This window comes from Alkalicoccus urumqiensis (assembly GCF_002993335.1).
GTDB classification, from domain to species: Bacteria; Bacillota; Bacilli; order Bacillales; family Salisediminibacteriaceae; genus Alkalicoccus; species Alkalicoccus urumqiensis.
Genome location: NZ_PVNS01000004.1, coordinates 106,948 through 123,207 on the forward strand (window position 1 = coordinate 106,948; position 16,260 = coordinate 123,207).

Genomic DNA, 16,260 nt, shown 5'->3' on the forward strand with positions numbered 1-16,260 from the left:
GTTACAATGCCTTAAACAGTATAAGATGGAATGAAGAGATGCTGTTCTTAAACTAACTTACAAATGCGCCGGATGGAGGCGTTTTCACTCCGCGTTCTCTCCATATTTACTGGGTTCTGCCGTTCGCGCAAACGAAAAACGGACACTCCCGTAAAGGAGCGCCCGTTCCATTGCTGCCGGTATCTGTGTCCGGCTTTTTGTTTACCGCTTGTCCAGCTCTTCTTTCAATAGTTCATTAACCAGCTGCGGATTTGCTTTTCCTTTCGACGCTTTCATCACCTGACCGACGAGAAAGCCGATCGCTTTCCCTTTCCCGTTCTGATAGTCTTCTACAGACTGAGGGTTGTTATCCAGCGCCTCATTCACCATGCCGCGGATTTCCCCTTCATCACTGATCTGAACAAGGCCTTTATCCTCTACAATTTTCTCCGGATCGCCGCCGTTTTCGACAAGCTCTTTGAATACGGTTTTGGCGATTTTGGAGGAAATCGTTCCCTTATCGATCATGTGAATCATCGAGGCCAGTGCTTCCGGTGTTATCGGCAGATCTTCGATTTCTTTTCCTTCCTGATTCATGTAGCCGTTCACTTCACCCATAAGCCAGTTGGAGAGCGGCTTGGCTGGTGCTCCGGCGTCAAGACCACGTTCGAAGAAATCACTCATCGCCTTCTGCTGCGTCAGAACTGCCGCATCGTATGCCGGAAGTTCGTGCTCTTCTACGTAGCGCTCCATCCGGGCGTCCGGCAGTTCCGGAATCGTTTCTTTGATCCGCTTCTTCCAGTCCTCATCGATGTATAGATTCACGAGATCCGGATCCGGGAAGTACCGGTAATCATCTGACCCTTCCTTCACACGCATCAGGATCGTCTCTTTGGCACTGTCGTCCCAGCGGCGCGTTTCCTGAAGAATTTCTCCGCCGTTTTCAAGCTCTTCCTCCTGACGCTTTTCTTCGAATTCGAGTCCCTTCTGTACGTGGGCAAACGAATTGAGGTTTTTCAGCTCCGTTTTTGTTCCAAACTCTTTCTGACCCGACGGGCGGATAGAAATATTGGCGTCGCAGCGGAGAGACCCTTCCTCCATCTTGCAGTCGGATACTTCCGTATACTGCATAATCGCCTTCAATTTTTCCAGGTAGGCATACGCCTCTTCCGGTGTGCGGATGTCCGGCTCTGAAACGATTTCTACGAGCGGTGTGCCGACACGGTTGTAATCGACGAGAGAATGCCCCTGGCCTTCGACATGAGTCAGCTTTCCGGCATCTTCCTCCAGATGAAGCCGGGTAATACCGATCCGCTTTTTCTCCCCGTTTACCTCAATATCAATCCATCCGTTTTCCCCGATCGGCTGATCGAACTGAGAAATCTGGTAGGCTTTCGGATTGTCCGGATAAAAATAGTTTTTGCGGTCAAACTTCGTGACTTCTGCGATATCGCAGTTAATGGCCATCGCTGCTTTCATCGCGAAATCTACAGCCTGCTGGTTCAATACCGGCAGCACTCCCGGGTGGCCGAGGCAGACCGGGCATGTATGGGTGTTCGGTGGTGCTCCAAATTCCGTGGAGCAGCCGCAGAAGATCTTTGAATTTGTTTTTAGTTCGACGTGGACTTCCAGGCCGATTACCGTTTCATAGCTCATGAATGGGTGCCCCCTTTAAACACTGGTACTTCTTCTTCATGGCCTGCCGCTTTCTCATAGGCATGCGCGACACGGAAGACCGTTGCTTCATCAAAGTGCTGTCCGATAATCTGCAGACCGACCGGCAGACCGTCTGAAAGTCCGCACGGCACGCTGATCGCAGGCACTCCGGCAAGGTTAACCGGGATGGTTAAAATGTCATTGGCATACATCGTAAGCGGATCGTCCAGCTGATCGCCGATTTTAAAGGCCGTTGTCGGCGCTGTCGGACCGATAATGACGTCATAATCCAGGAAAAGGTCTTCAAAATCCTGCTTGATCAGGGTCCGGACTTTCTGCGCTTTTTTGTAGTATGCGTCGTAATAACCGGAACTGAGTGCAAACGTTCCGAGCATAATCCGCCGCTTCACTTCATCCCCGAAGCCTTCACTCCGTGATTTTTTATACGTATCCAGCAGGTTGTCTTCTTCGTGCCGGACGCCGTAGCGGATTCCGTCAAAACGGGCCAGATTGGCTGATGCTTCAGACGAGGCGAGAAGGTAGTACGTGGCAAGTGCGTACTTCGAGTGCGGCAGGGATACTTCTTCATATTCCGCGCCGAGTTCCTTCAGCTTATCAAGTGCAGCCTGCACCTGTGCTCTTACACCTTCCGAGACCCCTTCGCTGAGGTACTCCTTTGGTACACCGATCTTCAGTCCTTTAATGTCACCGGTAAGTGCTTTCAGGTAATCCGGCACTTCAATGTCCACACTCGTACTGTCGCGTTCATCATGTCCGGCAATCTGCTGCAGTACATACGCATTGTCCTCCACCGAACGTGTCAGTGGGCCAATTTGATCCAGTGAGGAAGCAAACGCCACAAGACCGAACCGGGAGACTCTTCCATACGTCGGCTTTAATCCTACGACGCCGCAGTACGCCGCCGGTTGTCGGATGGACCCGCCTGTATCGGAGCCGAGAGAAAATGGCACCTCGCCGGCAGCTACGGACGCTGCTGACCCACCGCTGGATCCGCCCGGAACGTGGTCCAGGTTCCACGGATTGCGCACGGTCTTGTACCCGGAATTTTCATTGGAAGAGCCCATGGCAAATTCATCCATGTTCAGTTTACCGACCGTCACTGTGCCGGCATCGCGCAGTTGCTCCACCACGTGCGCATCATGCACTGGATCAAAGTTCTCCAGAAGTCTGCTGGCGCAGGTCGTTGTCAGTCCTTTTGTCACAATGTTGTCCTTTATTCCGACAGGCAGGCCAAAAAGAACTTCCTCCGCCTGTTTCGTGCCGTCTTTTAGTTCCTGATCCAGCTTCTCTGCCCGCTGGAGTGCGGTTTCCCGGTCCACGCGCAGAAATGCCCCGAGCGCTTCATCGACGTCATCGATGCGCCCGAGGGCCTGTTCCGTTAACGCGGTAACTGTCGTCTCACCGCTATGTAATTGGTCATGCAGCTCTTTCAGGGATAGGGTAAATGCCGTCATTCTGGTCAGCTCCTCCTTTAATCAAGCACCGATGGGACGCGTACCTGTCCTTCATCTTCATCCGGTGCATTTTTCAATGCGTCTTCACGTGAAAGGGATTCTTTAACTTCATCACGGCGCATGACGTTTCTGACGTCAACCACGTGGGAAGTCGCTTCTACATTATCTGTATTCAGTTCATTCAGCTCTTCTGCAGCAAGGATGATTTTATCCAGCTGCTCACCGAAGTGGGCAATTTCTTCTTCTTTCAGCTCCAGCCGCGCAAGCTCCGCGACGTGACGGATGTTTTCTTTTGAAATTCGTTCCACAGCAGGTTCCTCCTCTTTGAAAGTGTCCATGCAATAGTATGATGATACCAGAGAAGCCGCCTGCAGGCAATCAGCAGACGCCTCCCCCACCCCTTTCCAGACACCGTCCAGGCGGAAATGGACCTTCTTATTTCCTATGTAAAAGGACGTTAACTTTTGGCTTTCATTCTGATAAGATAATGAAGACATGTGAAAGAGAGGTTTACCTATGACTGAAATCCTGCTGGCCAATATGCTGTTTCTCCTGCTCCCGGTGCTCGCCTATCTGCTCTTCTTTGAAGACAGGACGAGCCTGTCCCATAACAAGTGGCAGCTTTCCTTATTTACATCGCTGTCCATACTCCTCTGTATGACGTTTCCAATTCAGCTGGAGCTCGGATTTATCTTTGACCTGCGCTATGTTCCATTTCTACTTCTGGCGCTGGTAGGCGGCTATACCACGGCGCTTCCTGCATTTATCGTTATGAACCTGTACCGCTTTTATATCGGCGGGGACTTTGTCGCAGATGCTTTCTTTTTCTCGACGATTGTCTACACGATCGTCCCTGCTTTCCGTCCCTTTTTCTTAAAACGTCTGCCGGCCGGCAGAGTGATTACAGCAGGCGTTATTTCATTTACGGTCATGTCCATTTACCTCGTCACGCTGCTCCGCTTTTATTCCGCAGTATCGTGGCCGTTCTGGGAAATAGCACTGAACGTCCTGCTGATCCACGCCGGATCTACAGTCGTTCTCATGATGCTTCTCGAAAAAATCGTCTATAATATCCATGCCCGCGAGCGGCTTTTTCAGTCAGAGCGGCTGCACCTTATCAGTGAGCTGTCTGCAAGTGTGGCGCATGAAATCCGCAATCCACTGACGGTAACGAGCGGCTTTCTTCAGCTTCTGCAGCAGTCGGATTCCATCAACCACAGTGAAAAACGCTACGTCGATATGTCGCTTCAGGAAGTCAAACGGGCAGAAGCGATTGTGACTGACTTTCTCTCCCTGGCAAAGCCACAGGCTCAGCACATGGTAGTATCCACTCTGGAGCCGGAAACCGAATACGTCCGGAATATTCTGCTTCCGTTTGCCCATATGCATAAGCTGGACATCGAGCTCACCTTTACCAATAATCTTACGAAGCGGTTTGATGAACAGCAGATGAAGCAGTGCCTGCTGAACATCGGGAAAAACGGTCTGGAAGCGATGACGGAAACCGGAGGAACTCTTTACATCCGGGTCTTTTCAGAACGGAACTGGATTGTTGTTGAAATTGAAGATTCGGGTGCCGGCATGACGAAAGAGGAAGTACAGCGGATCGGGAAACCGTATTATTCGACGAAAAAAGAGGGCACCGGACTCGGTATGCTGATGGTATTTACGACGATGGATAAGCTGAACGGCCACGTTTCCATTGACTCCGAGCCCGGACGGGGGACGACGGTGTCCCTCCGCATGCCCGCCGAGACAGAACCATCACCGCAGTAAAAAAACAGTGACGGAAAAGGAAAGCAGCGAAGACTGCAGAGAAAACGGGCACTCCCTCAAAAAGGGGTGCCCGTTTCTCTCTGTCATAATGACTGTTTCAGTCTCTCTGCCTGAAGTATGTTCACCTACTACCGGTATATGTGCATGAATGCTTCTTCTCCGGGATACTGCACGACTACACCTTCCGGGCCGTTTACTGATTCCAGGTAGACGTAAACAGGCGCCTGCGTCTGGAACGTGGAGCTCAGCCTTCCGCTGATGAACTGAGCGATGGCAACCACTTCCGGGCGCCCCGGCGTCTGCATTCGCACATTCACCGTCATCTGATCAAGTGTTCCGTCCTGATACTGTCCGCGTCCAACGAGACTTACGGACTGACCGAAGAAATCGGTCACTTCACTCTGAAACTGGGAGTACGCTTCGGAGAGCGCAGGCTGTGCGTCCCGCGCCTGGGATGAAGGAAAAACAAAATTCTGCTCGTTTAACGTTTCCCAGCCTTGAATGTTCATATCTCCTTCATCAACATGCGCAACCTGTTCAAACGTACCGGGAACGACGCTGCCCCGCGGCTCTTCACGGAAAATAGCGAAAGTTACGGGGACGGTTTCAAGACCCTCGCGGCTGCGGAGGCGCTGCAGCATCACACCGGCCTGTTCTCTCGCATATTCAAGTGCATATTCTTCTTCAACCGGCTCTTCATGGAAATACAGCCCGCCGTCTTCATCTTCTGTCCGGAAATAATACACGGACCGTACAGAGATACCCATAACGACCCCGCCGAGCTGAACGCCTTCCTCATCATTTCCCAGGAAATAATTGTGCTCCTGGACATTAGAGAGAACGAGTGGAGCCTGTCTCATACTCGCTTCCTCATCTTCAGCATCCGCCAGCTGCGGGTTCAGGCCGGGGGTTGCTTCTGACGTTACTTCTCCTTCTTCATTCACCTGCTCCGGCTGAAACCGCCTCAGCCAGCTGTTCACTTCTTCCCCGTCCAGAAAGTTCCCTTCCTGAAAATAGTAGTTCTCCTGATCAAACCGGCTGCTGGCAATTTCCATCATGCCGAGCTCGAACTCTTCCATATCCCGGCGGTTCTGCATGGCATCCGCCGTTGTCCCCCGGGCTTCACTGCGGACATATGTACCATCTTCAAGCACGTTCCGGTAATAATTATCCGGCGTGCTGATCGTAGGTGTGATGACGTATTCCTGTTCTTCCTCTTCTTCTGTCTCTTCTACAACGATGACCTCTTCTTCCGGCTGTTCCACCGAAGGCATGCATCCTGTTAGAAACAGAAATGAAGCAGCTCCTGCTGCCATCCACTTTTTACTCATGCTGTGCACGCTCCCTGACTTAAAGTTACTTCGTCATTTTCTCACAAACAGGGGCGGGTTGCCAGCCTGTCCTTTTACACAATTTACCGAAGCATACTGGAAAGCAGCTTCAGACCTTTCACGGCCTGAAGCTGCTTTGTGACGGCAGTACGCTATCTTATTGGCGCAGTTTTTCCAGAAACGCTTCTTCCTCCCAGATTTCCACACCTAAACTTTCGGCTTTGGTCCGCTTGGAGCCTGCTTTCTCTCCGGCTACGACGACATCCGTGTTTTTTGATACGCTGGACGTTACCTGGCCGCCGCGGGATTCGATTTCTTTTTTCGCATCCCCGCGCGTCATTGCTTCCATCGAACCGGTGAGCACAAATGTTTTGGCTGAAAACGGCGTATCCCCGGCCTCCGCCTGCTGACGCTTCGGTCCGGTGTATTCCATGTTTACACCGAGCGCTTCCAGTTCTTCGAGCAGGTGCTGCACTTCTTCCTGCTCAAAATACGTGACTACGGCATCGGCTACTTTTTCACCGATATCATGAATCGCGGTCAGCGCTTCTTTTTCTGCTTTCTGCAGCTGATGCATCGATTCAAATTCTACGGCCAGTGTTTCCGCAGCTTTAGATCCGACAAAGCGGATACCGAGACCGAACAGGAGCTTTTCCAAAGAGTTTTCCTTGGATGTCTCGATCGCCTTCAGGAGGTTGTCGACCGACTTCTCCCCCATTCGCTCCAGCTTTAAAAGCTCTTCACGTTCCAGGCGGTACAGATCAGCCACATCTTCCACCAGGTTATATTCAAACAGCTGGGTGATGACTTTCTCGCCAAGGCCGTCAATGTTCATTGCATTTCTCGAAACGAAATGAATCAGACCTTCCCGTATCTGGGCGGGACATTTCGGATTTACACAGCGGAGAGCCACTTCACCCTCGATCCGTACGAGTTCGCTGTCACATTCCGGACACCGCTCCGGCATGGAAAACGCCTGCTCGTCTCCTGTACGCTCTTCTTCCAGCACGCGTACAACCTTTGGAATAATGTCTCCGGCTTTTTTAATGATCACCTGATCGCCGATTTTCACATCCTGCTCCCGGATCAGATCCTCATTATGAAGCGACGCCCGCTGCACGGTCGTACCGGCGACGCTTACCGGATCGAGAATAGCCGTCGGCGTTACAACACCGGTACGGCCGACACTCAGTTCAATGCTCCTAAGGGTTGTTACGACTTCTTCGGCAGGAAATTTGTACGCTGTCGCCCATCGCGGACTTTTTGCGGTAAATCCGAGCTGCTCCTGGTCTTCCAGGCTGTCGACTTTTACCACAATTCCGTCGATCTCATACTGCAGCTCGTGCCGTTTCTCCAGCCAGCTTTCGCAGTACTCAATGACTTCTTCTATATCCGCCGCTGCTTTCGTTTCCGGGTTGGTCCGCAGACCCATCTCTTCTGCATATCGGAGGGAGCCGCTGTGGCTTGTCAGAGACTCATCCGGATATTGACCGATGCTGTAAATAAAAATGTCGAGATGGCGGTCAGCCGCTATTTTGGGATCGAGCTGCCGGAGGGAACCCGCAGCTGCGTTTCTCGGATTGGCGAACGGCTGCTCCTCCTGCTCTTTTTTCTTATCGTTCAGGCGCTCAAACGAACGTTTCGGCATGAAGGCTTCGCCGCGCACTTCCATCGTCACCGGCTCTTTCAGCCGGAGCGGAATGGAGTTTATGGTCCGGAGGTTATGTGTAATATCCTCACCGGTGGTACCATCCCCCCGCGTCGCACCTAAAACAAAGCGGCCTTCCTCATATTTCAGCGTCACGGCAAGACCGTCAATTTTCAATTCGCATATATACGACGGTTTGTGACCAAGACCATCCTGCACCCGCCGGTCAAAATCCCGGAGCTCTTCGGCATTAAATGCATTCCCGAGCGACATCATCGGCACCTCATGCCGGACTTTACGGAACTGTTCCAGCGGCTCCCCGCCGATCCGCTGTGTCGGGGAGTCCTCCTGCTTCAGCTCCGGATGCGCCTCCTCCAGTTCGATCAGTTCACGCAGAAGCGTATCGTATGTCTCATCCGGAACGGTCGGCTGATCAAGCACATAATATTCGTAGGCATACCGGTTGAGCTTATTTGTCAATTCTTCTATCCGCTTCGAAGCTTCCGCCATGAAAACACCTCTATTCTTTCGTAATCGGAGCAAACTGCGCCACGAGACGCTTTACACCTACGGTTGGAAATGCAATATCAAGCTCCTGGTCCGATCCGCTTTTCCGGATGCTCACGACCGTGCCGGTGCCCCATTTCGGGTGGGCTGCTTTATCCCCGACATTCCAATCGGAAGCAGCGCCGGAAGATTTTGTCGTCTGCGGAGCAGATACCGGTTTTCTCCGGGCTCCAGGGGCCTGACGGCGGGAGAATGGATTCGGCCGGCCGGAAACATCCGAGCCGCCGCCTTCTTTTTCCAGCACGCTCTCCGGAAGCTCCTTTAAAAAACGGGACGGTGGGTTCATGTTCGTTTTCCCGAAGATCGTCCGCATACGGGCTCTGGAGAGGAACAGCTGCTGCTCTGCGCGCGTGATGCCGACGTAGGCGAGCCTGCGCTCCTCCTCCATTTCTTCTTCCTCCATCAGCGAGCGGCTGTGCGGGAAGACGCCCTCCTCCAGACCAAGAAGGAAAACGACGGGGAATTCCAGTCCCTTCGCCGAATGAAGCGTCATCAAAAGAGACTTTTCCTGAGGCTCCTCTTCGTCATCGACGGAGTCGATATCAGCAATCAGTGCGAGATCGGTCAGAAAAGCAGTCAGCGTTTTGTCGTCACTGACCTCTTCAAATTCTTTCGCAACGGATAAAAATTCGTCGATATTTTCCAGACGCGCTTCTGCTTCCAGATTTTTTTCCTTCTCCTGCTTCAGCATATCCCGGTACCCTGTTTTCTCCAGCATTTCTTCCACGAGCTCCCGGACCGGCAGATATTCCTGCATTTCCACCCAGCCTGCGAGCTGCCGGGCAAACTCCTGGAGCGTTTTGCGGAAGCGGGCACTGATCTGCACCTGGTCCGCTTCCTGGATTGTGCGGAAGAGTGAAATACCGTGGGAATCTGCGTGTGCCTGAAGTTTATCGACCGTTGTCTGGCCGATGCCTCTTTTCGGTACGTTAATAATCCGGCGGAGACTGATGTCATCATCCGGGTTCGAGATCAGACGCAGGTAGGCAAGCAGATCTTTAATTTCTTTCCGGTCGTAGAACTTTGTCCCGCCGACAATCTGATAATTCATATCAGATTTGACGAGCAGTTCCTCCATGACACGGGACTGGGCATTCGTCCGGTACAGGACAGCGATATCGGAAGGCTTCATCTGACCGGAATCGATGTATTCTTTCATTTTTCCGACGATATAACGCGCCTCGGCATGTTCATCGTCTGCTTCAAACAGCGTAATTTTTGCCCCCTCCTGGTTTTCGGTCCAGAGGTTTTTCTTTTTCCTGTTCGTATTTTTATCAATGACGGCGTTCGCCGCTTCCAGAATCCGTTTTGTCGAGCGGTAATTCTGTTCCAGCATGACGACAACCGCATTAGGGTAGTCCTTTTCAAACGAGAGGATGTTTTTCATATCCGCCCCGCGCCACCGGTAGATGGACTGGTCGGAGTCTCCGACCACACATAAATTCTGATGACGCTGCGCCATCAGATTTACCAGCTTATACTGCGCCCTGTTCGTATCCTGATACTCGTCCACCATAATATAGCGGAAGCGGCGCTGGTAATACTCCAGCACTTCCGGCACCTGTTCAAACAGCTGGATCGTCTGCATGATCAGGTCGTCAAAATCAAGCGCCTGATTCCGCTTCAGTTCTTTCTCATACTTTTTGTACACTTCCGCCGTCGTCTCTTCGTAAAAGCCGGCTGCTTTTTTCGCGAACCGGTCGGCGGTCATCAGTTCATTTTTCGCGCTGCTGATCGAGCCGAGCATGCTTCTTGGGTCAAACTTTTTCTTATCAAGATTCATTTCCTTGACGATCCGCTTTAACACCGTCTGCTGATCTCCGCTGTCCAGGATCGTAAAGTTGCGGCTTGTGCCGATCCGGTCGATATCCCGGCGGAGAATGCGGACACACATCGAGTGAAACGTCGAGATCCACATGTCCTCTGCCTGACCGCCGACGATCGACGCCACACGGTCTTTCATCTCCCGTGCTGCTTTATTCGTAAACGTAATTGCAAGAATCGACCATGGCGGCACCCCTTTTTCACCGATGAGATACGCCATACGGTGTGTCAGTACTCTCGTCTTACCACTTCCCGCACCTGCCATAATTAATAAAGGACCATCCTGATGCTGTACCGCACGCTGCTGCGGTTCGTTCAGGCCGGTTAACAATGCATTTGACATTATTCCACCACCAAACATTTGTTCTAGTATTTTTTAGTATACGGGACCTTCCGCTTCCTGTACAGCGCGTACTGTTTTTAATGCCTGCTTAAAATTATCGTAAATGACATCACCGACGACAACCGTATCGGCATAAAGCGCCATTTCACGGGCCTGTTCCGGTGTCGAAATACCGCCGCCGTAAAACAGCCGTGCATGTTTCAAAACCGATTTTGCCGTTTTTACCACTTCCGGATCTCCGTATATCCCGCTGTATTCAAGGTAAAAAACCGGCAGGTGGAACAGCTGATCCGCCATTCTTGCATAGGCTTCAATATCTTCCAGATCGAGTCCGGTCTCCGCCTTCGTTGCCCGGGCTGCTTTCGCCTCCGGATTTAAAATCACATAGCCTTCTGCCAGAAGCTCCTCATCATCGAGAAGATGCCCGTACAGCTTCAATGCTTCATGATGGATCCCGTTGATCCAGGCCGGCTCACCGGCATTCAGTACACTCGGGATAAGATAGCTGTCAAATCCCGGTACAACAGCCTCCAGTTCACTCACTTCCAGCACACAGGCTACACTGAAACGCCGTACTTCCATCAGAAGCCTTAACACATTATCCTCTGTCACGCCGTCTGTGCCGCCGATAATGACTGCATCCGTCCCGGATTCACAGAGTGCCTCGATTTTCTCCACATCCAGCTCCTCCGCTGGATCCAGTTTAAATACGTGCCGCCATTCGCCATATTCTTTCATTATATCAACCTGTCTTTCTATTACTGGTTTTAACAGAACTAAGTATAACAAATCTCACCGGCGAAAACGACGATCTCCACAGGAAGCTTCCTGCCGGAAATGTCAAAAAAGCGCCCACGCCGCCTCTATCCTCCGGCGTGGACGCATAATCATTTGAGGCATCTTATTATTCTGCACACCGTACGCTTAATCTGCAGCAGCTGTAAGCGTACCGGCTTCGATTATTTCCGGACGTTCTTCGATATATGTCTTCATATCCATTTCCACATACAGAATGTCCCCGAGCTCCAGATCTTCCACCTGAAGGGTGCTGCCTTTCGTGTCGACGATGTCGATCTCTTCTGCCGGAACGAAGAATGTATGAATCATCATATCGACGACATCCGCACCTTCTTCCTGCTGAAGATACGCCTGCCTGGCCTGCGTAACATCAAGCTCGATATACCCATCCGAAAGTCCATAATACAGAACCTGTGCCCCCTCATCCGTATACAGCGCATCCGAGGAATGGAGCTCTTTCCAGAACGCCTCTGTGTCCGCATGCTCCCCGGAGCCGCCACCGCATCCGGAAGCCCCGAGAAAAAGTGCTGTCATCCATGTAAGTGCCCTTCTTTTCCGCATCCGCAGCCCCTCCCTTCCTGTTTCATTCTTCGTCGTTTTTTGTTGACGCCCGTTACGCATCAGCGGTTTTATAATGAAAAACGCATAAGAAATCTACCCGCTGAGGATGGATTTCTTATGCGTATGGCCGCTCTTTATGCGTCTGCACGGTGCTCTTTCTGATGGACACGATCCAGCGTGAATTTGTAACCGTCGTTTCCATAGTTAATGCAGCGCTTCACTCTGGAAATCGTCGCTGTACTTGCGCCGGTCTGCTTTTCAATCCGCTGATACGTGTCGCCTTCCATCAGCATCCTCGCTACTTCCAGACGCTGGGCCAGGGACTGCACCTCGTTCATCGTACAGAGGTCATCAAAAAACTGATAGCATTCTTCACGGTCATTCAGGCTCAAAATCGCATCGAACAGCTGATCGAGCTCTTTGCCGCGCAGTTTATCAATCTGCATGCCGCTCTCTCCTCTCTATGCGGAATTCAGGAAACTACCTGTCGTCTACTCCTCCGGTTCACTTGAAATCGAGACGGTGCCGCCGATTTCATCCGGAATGGCATGAATCCATGTCCGGCCGGGAAGAAGCGGCAGACTCTCTCCGTCTTCATTCCGGGTCAGAAACATTCCGTTCTCATACTCCCACTCTGCTTCCACTGCCATCCCATCCTGAATGAGCAGCGCACTGCCTCCGCTCTGAAGGTCGATTTCTCTCCGCCCTTCTTCATCGATTACGTCGTGCGCCGCTTCAATGACGAGCAGGTTGCGCGGTGTGATCGAAATCTCCTCTTCGGGATCGACCAGTTCTTCGCCGCCTACCGAACGCACATAGCCGCCCTCTCCTTCATCAAACGCGTACGATACGAGAGAACTCGGAGCGCCGTAGTCAATCTCCACAGCGCCTGCCTCTTCTCCGTCCAGCTCTGTTTCATCGGTAAAGGCAAGCTCCGGATCGTTCCATCCTTCGATGTTTACACCTTCTGCCTGTGCTGCTTCGGTACTGTCCGAGAGCGTCGTATACAAATTATGCGGTGCTTCCCGGCTGTCCTGCCTTGTAAAGTATTCGCCGTCGTACCTCAGGCCGCTCACGTGATCCACTTCTCCTGACTGGATAAGCTCAAACGCCTGCGGACTGCCGCCTGCGGAAACAAAAATACTGTCTGAATCTGCCGCCGGATAGATGAAGTAGTCCCGTGCACTCCGGACAGGGCCGATCGACTCCGGCGCTTCACTCTGAAACCAGGCAAGCTGCCTCGTGACACTGCCCTCTACGAGCGCTTCCAAAACAATATCAGCCCGGGCTAAACCGGACTGCGGCCGGGACTGCGGTGAATTTTCCACCATGACGGCTACAGGCCGCATCTCCGGATCCGTATTCGTGCCAAGCCCGGTTAATGGAGCAGTATAATCAAATGTCTCCTGCTCCGGATTCGTTTCTACGTCCTCATTCTGCGGCTGATTCTGCTCCTGTGCATCCTCCTGTGACTCCTCTTCCTCCGCGCCGCTGCATGCGGCAAGGAGAAGCAGGAGTCCTCCTGCTGTTTTTCTCATGATGTCCCTCCAACTACGTCCTGTACTTTTCTAGTTTAACGCATAAGCGCAGGAAAGAGTACCCTTTTCTTTTTCACATCGACGATCCCTTTTTGTGTAATCCGTACGTAAGGAAGATGCGTCGCCGAAAAGAAAAGCAGGCTGTAGACCGGATCACCGAATGGATAACCGCATCGGCGGAGCTCCTCCCTCAGTGCCGCTTCCTGGGAAAGAAGCCCTTCTTTCATGCCGATCGTTGAGAACAGACCGCCTGCTTCAAGAGGGATTTCCGTCGTCTGTCCGTTCCGGTGGAGCAGGACGATCCCTCCCCCTATTTCCTTCAAGCGGGCAAACGCCTGCTTCATCCCTTCTTTGCTGCTTCCGATCAGCATAATATCACCTGACGTGGAGAAGGAACTCGCAAACCCGTACAGATTGTCCGCAAACCCTTTTAACAAGGTAGACACATTCCACTTTCCGTTGCGGTCGATCATGATCATGAAATTCTCTCCGCATCCTTCCGGAAGTTCATCAGTAAGCAGTTCCCGTCCGATCTGGTACGGCTTCAGCAGCACGTCATTTTCCATCGACAGCCCGAGCGGCATGGAGAAATGAAAATCTTCATCTGTCAGCTCCCAGTCAATATCAAGCGGCGGGAGACCGAAAGCAGCCCAGTCGACCTTTGTATCCGGAAAACATCCACGCCCGCTGCGGCGTACCCACGTTCCTTTTGCAAGCACATCCACCGGGACAGGATCTTCTTTTGAGGAAAGAATATTGATATTGGCGATCCGGCCGGGAGCAAGAATGCCGAGCACATCGTCCATGTAAAAATGACGGGCCGGATTCAGTGTTACCATATGAACCGCATCAATGAATGGCACTCCTTCATCGACAGCCATCTGGATCAAATGTTCCATCATGCCTTCCTGTACACCGTGCGGAGGAGATCCGTCTGTCGTCATCATAAGACCCTCATAATGATCAAGTCCGAGCTCGTGCAGCTCCCGGACGAGATTCGGCAGGTCCGGACGGATCGTGGAATAGCGGAGCGAAGCATGAAGGCCTGCATCCAGACGGCGGATGACTTCCTCCCCTGTCATCGATTCATGATCGCCGTTCACACCGAGAAGCGCCATCTGCGTCAGCGTTTTTTCACCAGCTCCCGGAAAGTGGCCTTCCACCGGCTTTCTTAAATCCTTTGTTTCCACAAGGCTGTGCAGCATCTGCTCATCCCCGTTTAACAGCGCCGGCCAGCCTGTTAATTCGCCCCCCTGGACGACATACGGGTGGTGCAGCCAGGCCCGGATATTGGCGTAGCTGAACACGCTGTCTCCCTCTTTCAGCTCTGTCTGGCTGTCGTAGCGGACCGACCATAAAAGGGAGGCAGGGGACTTCTGCAGTTCATCGAGAAGAGCCAGTGCTTTCTCCCGCGGCTGGTGGAGGAAAAGCGGCAGATTGTCACCAATAATCGTCGTCGTTCCGCGTTCTGCAGCATAGGCTGCAAACGTCATCGGATTGTAAAGTTGAAACGGATGAGCGTGGTGTTCAATATATCCAGGTACAGCATACCTGCCCCTGCCATCGATAATCTCAATACCGCTCACATCCTCCGGCATTGCCTGACCGATATAGACGATGCGGTCTTCGTATATCCATATATTCGCCGTAACCCATGTCCGGCGCAGGCTGTTTAAATACGTAATCTGCTCCAGAATCACCGTCGGCTTTATCTCTCCGCGCACGACGCGGACGTGTTCTTTTAATTGTTTTTTTGTCCAGAAATGAGAAAATCCTTTCGTCATTGTCCATCACCTGCGCATTCTCTAAGCTGTTTGTTTTCTATTTCACAAAGCGGGGGAAAAGAAACGTGCTGCTGCCCACAGCACTTTCCCTCTGAATCCTGTAAGTGCAAAAGAAACCGTTTTCATAATTCTATCACAGGGGATACAGCGCTTTCATGTGACAATTCTGTTAAGCTTCTTTTTTTGTTCACCCTGCACAAGAATTTAGCAAAAAAAGCGTCAACGTGAGTAAAAAATGTTATGATAAGGAATATAGTCAGACTATTCACACGAAGGGGGAGTCGCGGCATGAAGCGGATGACCGTCTACTGCGGATCCAGCACAGGTAACTCGTCGCTCTACGAAAGAGAATCGAAAAAGCTTGGGGAAGCCCTGGCTGAAAGAGAGATCGAGCTTGTTTACGGCGGCGGAGCTGTCGGGATGATGGGCGTAACAGCGAATGCAGTATTAAACGCCGGCGGCCGCGTTACCGGCGTCATGCCGAGAATGCTGTCTGAACGGGAGGTTGCCCACCCGATGCTGACGGAACTCCTCATCGTAGATTCTATGCATGACCGCAAAGCACAGATGGCTGACCTTGCAGACGGCTTCCTGATTCTCCCCGGCGGTGCCGGGACGATGGAAGAGTTTTTTGAAATGTTCACCTGGGCACAGCTGGGCATTCATAAAAAACCGATCGGCATTTTAAATGTGGATGGGTATTACGATCCGCTGCTGTCGATGTTTGACCACATGATTCAGGAAGGCTTTCTTCATGAAAGCTACTTGTCGATGATTCAGATCGGCCGCGATTCCGGTAAACTGATTGACACGATGCAGCAGTACGACGCCCCTTCCATTCAGCGTTATGTCAATGAACCTGACGAATGACAGAAGAATAATAAACGTAAAAAGGCCTCTGATCATCCGTTTCGGGACGATCGGAAGCCTTTTTCTTTTCTGTAGGACGAACTATCCTCATGACGGAACGACCTCCCTGA

Annotated in this window: 13 protein-coding genes; 2 read left to right on the forward strand and 11 right to left on the reverse strand. The window is 51.9% G+C overall.

All coding sequences use genetic code 11. The annotated features are described in order from the left end of the window. Positions 1-201: 201 nt before the first annotated feature. The 3 genes from gatB to gatC are packed head-to-tail and all read right to left on the reverse strand — an operon-like array spanning position 202 to position 3,418. Positions 202-1,635, reverse strand: coding sequence for an Asp-tRNA(Asn)/Glu-tRNA(Gln) amidotransferase subunit GatB (gene gatB, locus C6I21_RS05300; protein WP_105958414.1), 1,434 nt, complete (start codon positions 1,633-1,635; stop codon positions 202-204). Beyond that, positions 1,632-3,110: an Asp-tRNA(Asn)/Glu-tRNA(Gln) amidotransferase subunit GatA gene (gene gatA, locus C6I21_RS05305; RefSeq protein WP_105958415.1), complete on the reverse strand. Its 1,479-nt coding sequence runs from the start codon at positions 3,108-3,110 to the stop codon at positions 1,632-1,634. Before gatA ends, gatB begins: the two co-directional genes overlap by 4 nt. A gap of 17 nt (positions 3,111-3,127) precedes the next feature. Then, the gene (gene gatC, locus C6I21_RS05310) at positions 3,128-3,418 is read right to left on the reverse strand and encodes an Asp-tRNA(Asn)/Glu-tRNA(Gln) amidotransferase subunit GatC (protein WP_105958416.1); all 291 of its coding nucleotides are present in this window, start codon (positions 3,416-3,418) and stop codon (positions 3,128-3,130) included. 208 nt (positions 3,419-3,626) lie between these two features. Here gatC and C6I21_RS05315 point away from each other — a divergent pair, with 208 nt between their 5' ends. Beyond that, positions 3,627-4,886 (forward strand): ATP-binding protein, encoded by a 1,260-nt coding sequence (locus C6I21_RS05315; protein WP_105958417.1) that lies wholly within the window; start codon positions 3,627-3,629, stop codon positions 4,884-4,886. Between the two features lie 128 nt (positions 4,887-5,014). Here the strand turns inward: C6I21_RS05315 and C6I21_RS05320 are convergent, their stop codons facing one another. The 8 genes from C6I21_RS05320 to C6I21_RS05355 all read right to left on the reverse strand — a co-directional run bounded on the left by C6I21_RS05320 (position 5,015) and on the right by C6I21_RS05355 (position 15,280). Then, positions 5,015-6,217 (reverse strand): CamS family sex pheromone protein, encoded by a 1,203-nt coding sequence (locus tag C6I21_RS05320; RefSeq protein WP_105958418.1) that lies wholly within the window; start codon positions 6,215-6,217, stop codon positions 5,015-5,017. Positions 6,218-6,374: 157 nt separating this feature from the next. Next, positions 6,375-8,375, reverse strand: a complete 2,001-nt coding sequence (gene ligA / locus C6I21_RS05325; RefSeq protein WP_105958419.1) for an NAD-dependent DNA ligase LigA — start codon at positions 8,373-8,375, stop codon at positions 6,375-6,377. A 10-nt stretch (positions 8,376-8,385) separates the two neighbouring features. Continuing rightward, positions 8,386-10,599, reverse strand: a complete 2,214-nt coding sequence (gene pcrA / locus C6I21_RS05330) for a DNA helicase PcrA (protein WP_105958420.1) — start codon at positions 10,597-10,599, stop codon at positions 8,386-8,388. A gap of 33 nt (positions 10,600-10,632) precedes the next feature. Further along, on the reverse strand, positions 10,633-11,337 hold the full coding sequence (gene pcrB, locus C6I21_RS05335; RefSeq protein ID WP_105958421.1) for a heptaprenylglyceryl phosphate synthase: 705 nt from the start codon (positions 11,335-11,337) through the stop codon (positions 10,633-10,635). A 186-nt stretch (positions 11,338-11,523) separates the two neighbouring features. Continuing rightward, a complete protein-coding gene (locus C6I21_RS05340) occupies positions 11,524-11,931 on the reverse strand; it encodes a hypothetical protein (RefSeq protein WP_181186114.1) in 408 nt (135 codons plus the stop codon). Positions 11,932-12,092: 161 nt separating this feature from the next. Further along, entirely contained in the window at positions 12,093-12,404 is a 312-nt protein-coding gene (locus C6I21_RS05345; RefSeq protein WP_105958423.1) for a YerC/YecD family TrpR-related protein, read from the reverse strand. 45 nt (positions 12,405-12,449) lie between these two features. Continuing rightward, a complete protein-coding gene (locus C6I21_RS05350) occupies positions 12,450-13,496 on the reverse strand; it encodes a DUF3048 domain-containing protein (RefSeq protein WP_105958424.1) in 1,047 nt (348 codons plus the stop codon). A gap of 35 nt (positions 13,497-13,531) precedes the next feature. Continuing rightward, a complete protein-coding gene (locus tag C6I21_RS05355) occupies positions 13,532-15,280 on the reverse strand; it encodes an adenine deaminase C-terminal domain-containing protein (protein WP_105958425.1) in 1,749 nt (582 codons plus the stop codon). Positions 15,281-15,568: 288 nt separating this feature from the next. Here C6I21_RS05355 and C6I21_RS05360 point away from each other — a divergent pair, with 288 nt between their 5' ends. Continuing rightward, complete coding sequence (locus C6I21_RS05360; RefSeq protein WP_105958426.1) at positions 15,569-16,150, forward strand: LOG family protein; 582 nt, start codon at positions 15,569-15,571, stop codon at positions 16,148-16,150. The last annotated feature ends 110 nt before the right edge of the window (positions 16,151-16,260 follow it).

Bases quoted from the DNA above. Each gene is read 5' to 3' on its own strand.
- gatB (WP_105958414.1), bottom strand. From the start codon at position 1,635: ATGAGCTATGAAACGGTAATCGGCCTGGAAGTCCACGTCGAACTAAAA.
- gatA (WP_105958415.1), bottom strand. From the start codon at position 3,110: ATGACGGCATTTACCCTATCCCTGAAAGAGCTGCATGACCAATTACAT.
- C6I21_RS05315 (WP_105958417.1), top strand. From the start codon at position 3,627: ATGACTGAAATCCTGCTGGCCAATATGCTGTTTCTCCTGCTCCCGGTG.
- C6I21_RS05320 (WP_105958418.1), bottom strand. From the start codon at position 6,217: ATGAGTAAAAAGTGGATGGCAGCAGGAGCTGCTTCATTTCTGTTTCTA.
- ligA (WP_105958419.1), bottom strand. From the start codon at position 8,375: ATGGCGGAAGCTTCGAAGCGGATAGAAGAATTGACAAATAAGCTCAAC.
- pcrA (WP_105958420.1), bottom strand. From the start codon at position 10,599: ATGTCAAATGCATTGTTAACCGGCCTGAACGAACCGCAGCAGCGTGCG.
- pcrB (WP_105958421.1), bottom strand. From the start codon at position 11,337: ATGAAAGAATATGGCGAATGGCGGCACGTATTTAAACTGGATCCAGCG.
- C6I21_RS05340 (WP_181186114.1), bottom strand. From the start codon at position 11,931: ATGACAGCACTTTTTCTCGGGGCTTCCGGATGCGGTGGCGGCTCCGGG.
- C6I21_RS05345 (WP_105958423.1), bottom strand. From the start codon at position 12,404: ATGCAGATTGATAAACTGCGCGGCAAAGAGCTCGATCAGCTGTTCGAT.
- C6I21_RS05350 (WP_105958424.1), bottom strand. From the start codon at position 13,496: ATGAGAAAAACAGCAGGAGGACTCCTGCTTCTCCTTGCCGCATGCAGC.
- C6I21_RS05355 (WP_105958425.1), bottom strand. From the start codon at position 15,280: ATGACGAAAGGATTTTCTCATTTCTGGACAAAAAAACAATTAAAAGAA.
- C6I21_RS05360 (WP_105958426.1), top strand. From the start codon at position 15,569: ATGAAGCGGATGACCGTCTACTGCGGATCCAGCACAGGTAACTCGTCG.